Below are 12,055 nucleotides of genomic sequence, written 5' to 3' on the forward strand. Positions count from 1 at the left end.
TACACCGATGATCCAGAGGAGCACTTCCTGACGGGGGTGCTCTTTTTTTGTGCTGCGGTGGAACTGGGTGAAAAAAAGTAGTATATTAGGTATTATGGAACTAATTATAAGGAGTTACCCATGATTCGTATGTTTGTAACAATGGTGTTGTTTGCAACCATGGTTTATGCCCACCCTCATGACAATGAGGCAGTTCACTATTCTCAAGGGTCGTTGCTGTGGCTCTCTGAGGAACTTGACCTCTCTAATGCAACGTATTTAGAGCTTCGCGATGTGGTGACAAGCTATCGTGAAGAGGCCAATGACTTCCTTCACTCTGTGGCTCATTCTGACGAGCTTGCGACCACCCTTGCCGATGACGTCTCAGATGCCCCCGCTGCGTATCCCGAGCATTCTGAGAATATTCAGGCCCTTGAGGAACATCTCGCGGAGGTTGCAGCACTTCTTTCTGAAGAAACATTTTCTCAGTATGAGGAGTTTTTGGAACGAATTTATTGGCCAGCGCATCACTCCCACGACCATGATCACTCCCACGGCCATGATCATTCCCACGACCACGATCACTCCCACGACCACGATCACTCCCACGACCATGATCACTCCCACGACCATGATCACTCCCACGACCATGATCACTCCCACGATCATGATCATTCCCACGATCATGATCATTCCCACGACCACGATCATTCCCACGACCATGATCATTCCCACGACCATGAATAATATTCAACTCAGGGACAGGTAGACTGTTCCTGAGTCTTTTTGATATCTCTCTTTCACTTTCTCCATAAACTATCTTACTCTCTGGAGGCGTTTGTACCTGTCAATTGTATAATTGAGGAGATTCTATGAAGTTACGAGAACCCCTGATCCTGTTTCGTTTTGTATTTCTTTTTTGTACCCCCTGGAGTGTTTTTGCACAGCCCTTTCAGCTGGAGGATCTTCCCTACAGCACAGACGCCCTTGAGCCGGTTATCGATCAGCTTATCATGGAGATTCACCATGGACGACACCATCAGGCCTATGTTGATAATCTCAATGCACAGGTAGAGGCGTTTCCGGAACTGGCAGATATATCTCTTGCAGAAATGATGAAAGAGATTTCACAGTTTACCACTGCAGTACGAAATAACGGCGGCGGTCATTATAATCATACTCTGTTCTGGGAAATAATGGCCCCTGAAAATACGGGGGCCGGGCCGTCCCACGATCTTATTTCCGCTGTGGAGCGTGAGTTTGGATCCCTTGCGGGAATGAAGAAACTTTTTGCGGAAGCTGCGGCGACGCGCTTTGGCTCTGGCTGGGCATGGCTGATTGTCACTCCTGAGGGTGATCTCAAGGTGACCTCCACGGCAAATCAGGATAATCCCCTCATGGATGTTATTCCTGAAGACGAGCAGGGAACGCCCCTCCTTGCCCTTGATGTGTGGGAACATGCCTATTATCTTTCATACCAAAACCGTCGCGGTGACTATCTGAATCACTGGTGGCGGGTGGTAAACTGGAATGAAGTAAATCGTCGTTTTAAAGCAGCCGTGGGAGAGGAGTCGTAATACCGGGGAGAAAGAGGTTGCCTATCTCTTTCTTCATACTAATTTCCATGAAAGGATTCTCTATGGCACAAAAGCAGGAAGTGGTGGTGACTGATATCCAGATGCCCCTTAGTTCAATGATTGTATTTATGGTAAAATGGGCTGTGGCAACTATTCCCGCAGCGATTATTCTTTTTTTCCTTGGAGTTTTTCTTATGACACTCTTTGGCAAACTTGGAGCAGGGATGTAGTTTTTGTAGGGAAGAATTACGTGCCGGGATCGGTAAGAAATGTATCAAGCCGCTCTTGTATTGCGGTACAATCCATATCAATTCCAATAAAAACCATATTTTGACACCGTTCTCCCCAGAGCCCCGTATTTTCCTTCGGGGAGGCGGGGGGATGCAGGGCATGTGTTTTCCTTCCACCCCATCGTCCGCAAAAATCCATGCGAAGAATATTTCCCGCCAGGGAGAGTATCCCCACGCGAATGTTGTCTTTTACATCCCAGTACATCCCCTTTGCCCGAAGTAATCCTGGAATTCCTTTGCGCAGGTATGCGGATAATTGTTTGATATCCATGGGGCGGTCTGAGTGATAATGAAGGGTCTGAAATCCGTATGTGTGGCTATGGTGATGGACGGGGTGCCGGGGGTGGTTGTTTTGTACGGGTGCCCAGCTTGTATCAAGGCTCGTGTCTTTGCCATGGTGAAAAATAATATCCCCTTCTGTTTTTCCCTGCTGTGCATGACATATGTCAATGTGGGGGGCAAGCATGCGGATTCTTTTTTCCGCGGCATCGCAGATAGAGCGGGGGGTACTCTCTGTTTTTGTGAGCACCGCTACATGGGCATATTCAATTTGCGCGGTGAGCAGTTCTATGACGGGACGTCGGGGGTCGCTGTGCAAGAGTGGAATAGTTCTTTTTCTCTGAGAAGCATGCCAATAATCAATTAGGTCACGTGGGGAGAATATTGAGATCATACGGTGAATCTCCACAAGCTCCATAATGGATCGTCCCCGGGTGTTACGGGCATGGAGGGATGCAACGATATTTCGCGGCTCTGCCACACCGCTTGCTTCTATAAGGATATGATCGGGGCGGTATTCATGGATGAGCGTAAAGAGTGCGGCGGATAGTTCACTCTCCAGAGAACAGCATATACACCCGCTGGTCAATTCCACAACATTCTTCAGAAAGGCCGGTGCAGAATTGCTGGTGTGGCGAATCAGGGCGGCGTCAATATTTATTGCTCCCACATCGTTGACAATAACTGCACTCTTCGTATGGGTATTTTCCCCAAGCCAGCGGTTCAGCAGGGTTGTTTTTCCTGCCCCGAGAAACCCGCTGATACAGGAAATGGGTGTCTTTTCCTTATGCAGGGGGGCCGGGCCATCCCACGTATACCACCGTGGTTTCATTTTGTTCCTCCGGGAAAAATATGGTGCTTCCCTTCTGAGTATTTCGTGAGGGAAGAGGTTTCACTGCCCAATGGCTGTACCAGTAAGACAGGGCTCCTGTTGACCTTCTGCGGCGTTTTTATTCGTTGTGATTGAAAATACGAACAAAAATCGGATCCTTCAGAATAATTTTACCGAGTATTTCACAGGAACCATCTCGCTTTACGTAAGGGGTAATATACATTACAAGGAGGGGTGGCACCTATGTGTATCGTCATGGGGATGGACCGGAGCAGTGAAGAGGGTAAGTAACAGGTGCAATCCCTGCACCTTCTGACTGCCGATTATGAAAAATAACGTGGTGCATCTTCTCTGTGAAAGAACCGTATAAAAACACTAACACAATTCTAACATTTTATTGGTCTGATTCTTATATGCCCATGGTATTTTGATATATGAGGCAACCAATGTATCGAACCAGTGAGGGACATATGGGAAAAAAAATGATATATGCTGTTGAGGATGATCCGGCAATTCAGGAGCTCCTTACCTATAATATTGTGCAGGCAAATTATGATTGCGAAGTCTTTGATTCTGCCGAAAAAATGCTGACACGGGTGTCCTCCGTTCCTCCTACACTCATCATTCTCGATATCCTACTTCCCGGCATGGATGGCATAGAGGCATGCAGAAACCTCAAAATGAATGAAGAGACGGCAGATATTCCCGTGGTTATGCTTACGGCAAAGGGAGATGAGGTGGATGTTGTTACGGGTCTTGAACTTGGGGCGGATGATTATATTGTAAAACCCTTCAGTCCACGGATTCTTATGGCACGGATAAAATCTGTGTTGCGACGGCGGGTTAATGAGAAGCGTTTGCGTTCTGAGCCCATGGACATTCACTCTGTACATATTCATCCCGGTCGTCATGAGGTGGTCGTATCGGGAAAAAGCGTGGATTTAACTGCCTCTGAGTTTTCTGCGCTCTACATGTTGGCAAAGCGGCCGGGGTGGGTTTTTTCTCGATACCAGATTGTGGAGGAGATTCATGGGCCAAATTATCCCGTTACGGACAGAAGTGTGGATGTGATGATTGCGGGGTTGCGGAAAAAGCTTGGTGATAAGGGGGCTCTTATCGAGACCGTACGCGGCATTGGGTATCGCATGAAAGAAGAGGCCTATGAAGAAGTCTAATCCCTCCTTTTTTGCACAGATATTTTTTTCCATCATGGGGCTTATCCTGGTACTGGGGGTGCTTTTTTCTCTCAATAGTATTATACATTTGCGCCGTATGTACTTTGCCTCTGTACGTCGGGAGCTGGTGAGCACATCAGAGGCCTTTTCCCGTATTTATAAGGAGAGCGAAATTTCTCTTTTCTCTATGGATAGTCTCTTAAAAAAACAGTATCACGACGGCGGGATCCGCTATACTCTTATTCAGCCGGATGGACAGGTGATTGCAGATAGCCATAATGATATTGATGCCATGGATAATCATAAAACACGTCCCGAAGTGCGGCATGCCTTTGCCTCTGGATGGGGCTATGAGGTTCGTTTTAGTGCAACTGAAGGGGTGCATCATAAATATGTTGCCCGTCGTAACAATGATGGGAGTATCACACGAACCTCCCGGCCTCTTGATCAGTTGCTGGACTCTCTCTGGTCCTATACAGCCAGTCTTATTTTGCTTTTTCTCTTTCTTGGTGGAGTTGGGCTCTCCTTGAGTTTTTTTCTGTCCCGCTGGATTTCACGGCCCATTGAAATTTTAAAAAACCGTGCTGAAAAGTTGGGGGAGGGCGATGTTTTTACTCCCCTTGCAGACCGTCGTGTTAGCCGTGAAATAATGGACTTGTCCCGTATTCTTGATCGGGCATCTCAAACCTTGAAGAAGCGTTTTACCTCGGTGCGAACCCATAAGGATCGTCTGCGCACCATTCTTTCTGAAATGATAGAGGGGGTTGTTGCTGTTAATGCAGAGCGGGAACTTTTTCTGATAAACTCCCGTGCCCGTCAAATGCTTGATATTAGCAGTGATACTTCTCAGGGGCGTGAGTATTATAAAATAATTCGGCATATTGAAATACAGCAGATTATCGATACGCTCCTGGCGGGAGACAGTGTGCAGACCATGATTCATGAAGAGGTGACCCTTGGCAGAGGGGAGAACGAACGGATCTATCGCATTAACGGTAAAGCCCTGTTAGACCCCGGCGATGTTTTTTTGGTGATCCACGATATCACCGCCTTAAAACGTCTTGAAAATATGCGCCGTGATTTTGCGGGCAATGTATCCCACGAACTTCGCACGCCCCTTACCTCTATAAAGGGGTTTGTGGAGACCCTCAAAGACGGGGCGATTACAGACCCGGTACAAAGTGTGCGATTTTTGACCATTATTGATGAGGAAGTGCGTCGCCTCAATACCCTTATTGAAGATATCCTTACCCTTTCCCGTGTGGAACAGCAGGAGGAGGCACTTTCTGATAATTCGGCTGATACGGAACGGGTGAATCTGTGCGATTTCCTGAATGAGTTGTATGGTCTTTATACAGACAGGGCTAAAAAATACTCCGTGGATCTGCGCAAAGATATACATCTTGCCCCGGATCCCTTAGTGGATATACGTCCCGGTCTCTTTTCCCTGGCCGTTAAAAACCTCCTCGATAATGCTGTTAAGTATAGCGGGGAAAATGCTGTGGTTACCCTGAGAGCACGGGAGCGCCAAGATGAGTATATTGTGTCGGTACAGGATACCGGGCCGGGCATAGATCCGGTTCATCACGACCGGCTTTTTGAGCGTTTTTATCGTGTTGATAAAAGTCGTAGCAGGCATATGGGGGGGACAGGTCTTGGTCTCTCCATTGTGAAACATATTGTCTCCCTTCACGGCGGAAAGATTATCCTGGAGAGTGAGCCGGGGCAGGGAAGCATTTTTACGATAACAATACATAAACCTCTTTAAGGAGATCCTATGTCGGTTCATCTACAAAAGGATATTAAGAATGTGGAGAAGCAGCTTCTGGACTGTTCTGCCCTGGTGGAACAGACCTTGATACGGTCGATCAATGCTCTTATTAATGCAGATCGGGAAGAGGCTGATCGAGTTATTGCCGGGGATGACAGTATTGATGAAAGGGAGATATCCATTGAAGAGGATTGTCTCAAGATTCTTGCCCTTCATCAGCCCGTAGCTATTGATCTGCGTTTTCTTGTCTCTGTTTTGAAGATCAATAATGACCTTGAGCGTATCGGTGACTATTGTGTATCCATCGCAAAGCGTACAAAGACAATACTTGATTTTGAAGATGATTTTTCTTATCAGCTTCCCTTTGGCAATATGACGGATAAAACAATTACCCTTATTAAAGATAGTATCAACTCTCTGGTCATGGAAGATGTGAAAAAAGCATATACCGCTATTGGTTCTATTGATGCGATTAACTCCATGAAGAATGAAATGTTCTCCCTCTTCATTACGGAAGTCCAGAATAATCCGGAGAAAGCGGAGATACTTTCCCATCAGATGATCATCGCCCGGTATCTTGATCGTATCGCAGAGCATGCAGTAAATATTGCTGAAGATATGATATACATGATTGACGGCGAGATCGTTCGCCATAAACTTGGCTAATTGCACGCCCCTGCACAACAGGGGCTATGAATCACACATAACACGTTTCTCATTTTTTGCTCGTATTATCCCAATATTTGCCCCGTATATTTACTCTGACAATCAAAACGATTGCGAAGTAAATTTTTTTGGAGGTAGTATGTTGCGTGTACAAAGTAAAAGTGTGATGGTGTTCGGAGTTGTTCTTCTTCTGTGTGCTGGTCTTTCAGCCCGGAGCAGACGTGTAGAACTTATCGGTGCCGGTGCGTCTTTTCCAGCCCCCCTCATGACTGCCATGGCAGATGAGTATCGGAGTGTCACCGATCGACGGGTGACCATTAATTACCAATCTATTGGTTCCTGTGGCGGGATGCGTCAGTTTGGCGAACAAACCATAATGTTTGGTATGTCCGAAGCATTCCTTTCCGACGATGTTATGGCGGAGATTGAATCAAAGACCAATGGGAAGGCCTTTAATATTCCTTATACCCTGGCAGATGTGGTGGCCACGTATAATGTTCCCGGTGTTGAAAAGGGGCTTGTCTTTGACGGAGAGACCCTTGCAAAGATTTTCCTGGGGCACATAAAGACATGGAATCACCCCGATATTAAAAGGTTGAATCCCAATGTGAGCCTTCCCCCGCTTCCTATTGAAATTGTTCACCGTTCTGATGGTTCAGGTACAACCAATCTTTGGACAAGTTATCTTACCAATGTTTCTGATGAATGGCGCGAGAATATCGGGTTTGCAACCAGTGTAAACTGGCCCACGGGGATTGGTGCAAACGGTAATGAAGGGGTTGCCGGTGTTGTCATGAATACTCCCGGCGCTCTGGGATACAATAGTTTCTCCTATGCCCTGCTCAATGATATTGACTATGCATATCTGAAAAACAGTTCGGGAAATGTTATTCAATCCTCCTTTGAAGCAACATCAGCTGCGGCGGATATCCCCCTTCCCGAGGACGGGCGAGTTATTTTTACGGACACTCCTGCTTCTGATGGCTATCCTGCAGCGGGATTTGCCTGGATGCTGGCCTATGAAAATATGGAGCAGAATAATGCTATTTCAACGGAAGAGCAAGCCCGCGAGCTGGTTCGGTTTTTATCTGGGCCATCACCGAAGGGCAGGATTTTTCCGAGGAGCTTGGCTATGCGCAGCTTCCTGATGCGGCCGTTGATCTTGCAAAGGATATGATTTCTCAGATGAAATGGCAGGGGCGTCCCATTGGCAGAGAGATTTTAAGTGAGTAGATGCGTGATTTCAACCGTGCCTACGGTATGTCATACACGGTGAGAGGGGTTTTCCCTCTCATTTTTTTGCTAATACAATTCTAACATGTCGCTGATTTTTGCTGAACATTTGTCGCCTATATTACTGGTGTTAGATTTATTCCAAAAAAGGAAGTCCTATGAAATCAGTAATTTTCAAAAATGTATCGATTCTTGTGTCGATGCTGTGCCTCATGGTGTTTTTTAGCGGTTGCTCTGATACTGAAAAGGGCGATAAACCAGCTTCCCGGCGCGACTCACGTGTAGAGCTTGCAGGGGCGGGAGCATCTTTTCCTGCACCACTTATGACAGCCATGGCAGATGAGTATCGCAGATATACCCAAGGGCGTGTTACTATCAATTATCAGTCCATCGGTTCCGGGGGAGGAATGCGTCAGTTTGGTGAGCAAACGATTATGTTTGGTATGTCCGAAGCTTTTTTATCTGATAAGGTAATGCAGGATTTGGAACGCAAAACAGGGGGAAAAGCATTTAATATTCCCATAACCCTGGCAGATGTGGTTGCCACCTATAATCTACCGGGTATTGATGCGGGACTTGTCTTTGACGGAGACCTCCTTGTTGATATTTTCATGGGACGTATTACCCGGTGGAATGATTCGCGCATTCAGGAGCTGAATCCGGAAAAAGATCTGCCCAATCTTCCTGTTCAGGTGGTGCACCGTTCTGATGGATCGGGGACCACCAATGTCTGGACAAGTTATCTTTCCAATGTTTCTGATGAATGGCGCGAGAATATCGGCTATGCAACCAGTGTAAACTGGCCCACGGGGATTGGTGGAAATGGTAATGAGGGCGTTGCCGGGGTTGTTATGAATACCCCCGGTGCTATCGGGTATAACAGTTATTCCTATGCCCTGCTGAATGATATGAGCTATGGAGCCATACAGAATCGTTCGGGAAATATTATTCACCCTTCATTTTCTGCCACAAGTAAGGCCGCAGATATTGATCTGCCGAAAGATACCCGTATTCTTTTCACGGATACTCCCGCTCCCTACGGATATCCGGCAGCGGGATTTGCCTGGATGCTTGCCTATGAAAATATGGAGCAGAATAATGCCATTAATACCAGGAAGGAAGCTGAAGAGTTGGTCCGTTTTATCCTGTGGGCCATAACGGAGGGGCAAGACCTTTCTGAAGATCTGGGGTATGCACGTCTTCCCGAAGCGGCAGTTGATCGGGGTATGAATATGATACGTCAGATGAAGTGGGACGCTGAGAATATTGGTGAGTTCTTAGTGGAAGAAATACATTGATTTTTTGGATAAGAGGCCGTGGTGATGCACGGTCTCCTATACTAATTACCTGTCTATGGAGTACAAAATGCAACCAAAGGATACAGCCCCTATGAAAACCATGAAAACGCTGAAGAAATATGTGTATGGGAGTCTTGGTGATACCCTTTTTCTTTGGACGATTGTTGCCTTGAGCATAACCATAATTGCCTGCACTATTGTAATGGCCTTTACCCTCTATGGAGATGGGGCCCCTGCGTTCAGGGAGTTCGGGTTTCTGGGCTTTCTAAAGAGTAATATATGGGATCCCGGTTCAAGAATTCAATTCGGGGCGGCTCCCTTTATCGTCGGAACCTTGGTGACCAGTATCGTATCATTGCTTATTTCCTTTATACCGGCCCTGTCCATTGCCATTTTCACAACAGAATATGCTCCCCGCTGGCTTCAGTCACTTATTGACAATTTTGTCAATCTTATTGCGGCGATACCATCGGTTATCATTGGCCTCTGGGGTATTTTTGTCTTTGTACCCTGGATGCGTGAAAATGTCTATATGCCGGTATATATGTGGAGTGTTGAATCGGCGCCGCAGTTATTGGCCATTCTTGGTAATCCCATTGGCTATGGTATGACGACGGCAACGATTATTCTTGCCCTGATGATACTGCCCTACACAACGGTTTTAGCCGCCCATGCCATGATGAAAGTGCCTAAAGAGCAGCGTGAAGCAGCCTATGCCCTGGGGGCAACAAAATGGGAGGTAATACGCATGGCGGTCATACCCTATGCACGGGCGGGTATCCTTGCTGGATCAATGCTTTCCTTTGGACGTGCCATTGGTGAGACCATGGCAGTTGCCATGCTTATCGGAAATAAAAACACCCTGCCCTTTACCATTTTTGGTGCAGGCTCTACCATGCCGTCGGTAATTGTAAATGAGTTTCGGGAGGCCGTGGAAAATATGCACCTTTCCAGTCTTATGGCGGTGGGGTTTCAGCTGTTTATTATCTCCCTTGCCGTCAATCTTTTGGCAGCCTATATACAAAACAAGTTTTCTGTTACGGGAGGTCAGTCAGCATGAAAAGTTTACAAAGCAGATACCGTGTTCAGCGGGCGGTGAAACTATTTATTGTTGTCAATACAGTATGTGTCCTTGTTCCGCTGTTCTTAATCCTATACCATGTCTTTACCAATGGAATCGGGGCGGTGACTATGGCCTTTTTCACGGAAGAACTGGGGTCTCCCACGCGGGCAATGCGAGGCGAACCCACGGGACTTGTCCATACCATAATCGGCACTTTTGTCCTTGATTTTACCGCCTTGATCATCTCTTTGCCCTTTGGTCTCGGTGCGGGAATGCTACTGTCGGAATATCCCGACCACCCCTTAAATGCATTCTTACGGATTATGACGGACACCCTCAACGGAATGCCCGCTGTATTAAAGGGGCTTCTTGCCTGGGCCCTGGTGGTAAAACCAATGGGAGGGTTTTCGGGTATTGCCGGAGGTGTTGCCCTGGCCTTTGTTATGTTGCCCATTCTTGCCCGATCAACGGAAAGTGCCCTCATGAATATACCATGGTCAATCCGCGAGGCGGGGCTTGCCATTGGCCTGCCCCGGTGGCGGGTGGTACTTTCTGTGGTGATGCCCGCCTCAAAGAGCGGACTTGTTACGGGTGGTCTTATCGCCTTTGCCCGTGCAGCGGGAGAGGCGGCACCCCTGCTGTTTACCTCCTTTGGAAATAATTATCTGCCTAACCGGTGGACGGGATGGTTTTTTGGCCCGGTGGATTCATTACCGCAGCGACTCTACAGTCTTGCCATCAGCCCCTACAAAGCGTGGCATGAGATGGGGTGGGCTGCAGGTCTGGTGCTCATTGTACTGGTGATGCTCTCCTTTGCCGTGGCCAAATTTTTTGCCCGGGAACGAACTTCGTAACTACATTACTATAAGGATATACAATGGAACAGAATACTGAAAGACTCAAGATCCGCATGGAAACCCAAAATCTTACGGTAAAATATGGTCGTGCAACGGGGGTTGAAAACATCTCTTTGCCAATTTATGATAAGAAGGTAACCGCCCTGATTGGTCCATCAGGATGCGGTAAATCGACCTTCCTCAGGGCCCTGAACAGAATGCATGATCTTACTCCCTCTGCGGTGGTTACCGGTCATGCCCTCCTCGACGGTGAGGATATCTATACAAGCGGAGTTGATCCCGTCGTAATTCGCAGAAAGGTGGGGATGGTCTTTCAGAAACCAACCCCGTTTCCCACAATGTCCATCTATGACAATACCATAGCCGGACTGAAACTGGTGGGGATAAAAAAGCGTTCCTACCTCGATGAGATGGTGGAAAAATCCCTTCGTCAGGCAGCCCTCTGGGATGAGGTCAAGGATCGCCTGAAAACTCCCGGCGGCAGTCTTTCCGGTGGACAGCAACAGAGACTCTCCATCGCCCGTGCCCTTGCGGTCGAACCGGAAATCCTCCTCATGGATGAACCCACAAGTTCTTTGGATCCCCAGTCAACCACGCGGATAGAGGAGCTTATTGAGGATCTGAAAAAGGATGTGACCATTGCCATCGTAACCCATAATATGCAACAGGCATCACGGGTTTCAGATTATACGGCCTTCTTTTATGTTGGATCCATGGTGGAGCATGGAACAACGGATATGATATTTACCCGGCCCAATGAAAAAAGGACGGAAGATTATATTACCGGTCGTTTTGGCTGATCTGTTTTTCTGCGTCCTTCTTTTCTAAGACCACCCTGTGTACACGGGGTGGTCTTTGCTGTTTCAAATAGTTGCAAAGCGCACATGTACTAAAGAAGCTCAGATGAGACTTCTCCATAGTATTTACACCTCCTTTCTTTTACAAAGAAGAAAGATATCCCTCACAAATTGGTAACAATTACAGGGTAATTTATGGGTGAGTACGATAGGCATGAATTTTTATTTTTAAAGGAGT

Annotated in this window: 12 protein-coding genes; 11 read left to right on the plus strand and 1 reads right to left on the minus strand. The window is 47.2% G+C overall.

What is annotated here, in order from left to right; genetic code table 11:
- Positions 1-120: 120 nt before the first annotated feature.
- The 3 genes from CALK_RS13160 to CALK_RS13140 all read left to right on the plus strand — a co-directional run bounded on the left by CALK_RS13160 (position 121) and on the right by CALK_RS13140 (position 1,786).
- Positions 121-726 (plus strand): hypothetical protein, encoded by a 606-nt coding sequence (locus CALK_RS13160; protein ID WP_034637798.1) that lies wholly within the window; start codon positions 121-123, stop codon positions 724-726.
- Between the two features lie 125 nt (positions 727-851).
- Positions 852-1,556: a superoxide dismutase gene (locus CALK_RS09865; RefSeq protein ID WP_034637801.1), complete on the plus strand. Its 705-nt coding sequence runs from the start codon at positions 852-854 to the stop codon at positions 1,554-1,556.
- 62 nt (positions 1,557-1,618) lie between these two features.
- On the plus strand, positions 1,619-1,786 hold the full coding sequence (locus CALK_RS13140; protein WP_169721399.1) for a hypothetical protein: 168 nt from the start codon (positions 1,619-1,621) through the stop codon (positions 1,784-1,786).
- A 16-nt stretch (positions 1,787-1,802) separates the two neighbouring features.
- Here CALK_RS13140 and CALK_RS09870 read toward each other — a convergent pair whose 3' ends face one another.
- Entirely contained in the window at positions 1,803-2,957 is a 1,155-nt protein-coding gene (locus CALK_RS09870) for a CobW family GTP-binding protein (protein ID WP_034637804.1), read from the minus strand.
- A 470-nt stretch (positions 2,958-3,427) separates the two neighbouring features.
- On the opposite strand from CALK_RS09870, the gene CALK_RS09875 reads away from it, so the two are divergent.
- From CALK_RS09875 to pstB, 8 genes are all read left to right on the plus strand, one after another.
- Complete coding sequence (locus CALK_RS09875; protein ID WP_034637824.1) at positions 3,428-4,132, plus strand: response regulator; 705 nt, start codon at positions 3,428-3,430, stop codon at positions 4,130-4,132.
- Positions 4,119-5,900, plus strand: coding sequence for a HAMP domain-containing sensor histidine kinase (locus tag CALK_RS09880; RefSeq protein ID WP_034637807.1), 1,782 nt, complete (start codon positions 4,119-4,121; stop codon positions 5,898-5,900). Before CALK_RS09875 ends, CALK_RS09880 begins: the two co-directional genes overlap by 14 nt.
- A 9-nt stretch (positions 5,901-5,909) precedes the next feature.
- The gene (phoU, locus tag CALK_RS09885; RefSeq protein ID WP_034637810.1) at positions 5,910-6,569 is read left to right on the plus strand and encodes a phosphate signaling complex protein PhoU; all 660 of its coding nucleotides are present in this window, start codon (positions 5,910-5,912) and stop codon (positions 6,567-6,569) included.
- A gap of 139 nt (positions 6,570-6,708) precedes the next feature.
- Positions 6,709-7,746 (plus strand): phosphate ABC transporter substrate-binding protein PstS, encoded by a 1,038-nt coding sequence (pstS, locus tag CALK_RS09890; protein WP_204365311.1) that lies wholly within the window; start codon positions 6,709-6,711, stop codon positions 7,744-7,746.
- Positions 7,747-7,960: 214 nt separating this feature from the next.
- Positions 7,961-9,100: a phosphate ABC transporter substrate-binding protein PstS gene (gene pstS, locus CALK_RS09895; protein WP_034637812.1), complete on the plus strand. Its 1,140-nt coding sequence runs from the start codon at positions 7,961-7,963 to the stop codon at positions 9,098-9,100.
- A 67-nt stretch (positions 9,101-9,167) separates the two neighbouring features.
- A complete protein-coding gene (gene pstC, locus CALK_RS09900) occupies positions 9,168-10,160 on the plus strand; it encodes a phosphate ABC transporter permease subunit PstC (protein WP_081698133.1) in 993 nt (330 codons plus the stop codon).
- Complete coding sequence (gene pstA, locus CALK_RS09905) at positions 10,157-11,017, plus strand: phosphate ABC transporter permease PstA (RefSeq protein ID WP_052569251.1); 861 nt, start codon at positions 10,157-10,159, stop codon at positions 11,015-11,017. Before pstC ends, pstA begins: the two co-directional genes overlap by 4 nt.
- A gap of 23 nt (positions 11,018-11,040) precedes the next feature.
- A complete protein-coding gene (gene pstB, locus CALK_RS09910) occupies positions 11,041-11,820 on the plus strand; it encodes a phosphate ABC transporter ATP-binding protein PstB (RefSeq protein ID WP_081698134.1) in 780 nt (259 codons plus the stop codon).
- Positions 11,821-12,055: the final 235 nt, after the last annotated feature.

Origin of the sequence: Chitinivibrio alkaliphilus ACht1 (assembly GCF_000474745.1) — a bacterium.
In the GTDB taxonomy this organism is placed as follows: Bacteria; Fibrobacterota; Chitinivibrionia; order Chitinivibrionales; family Chitinivibrionaceae; genus Chitinivibrio; species Chitinivibrio alkaliphilus.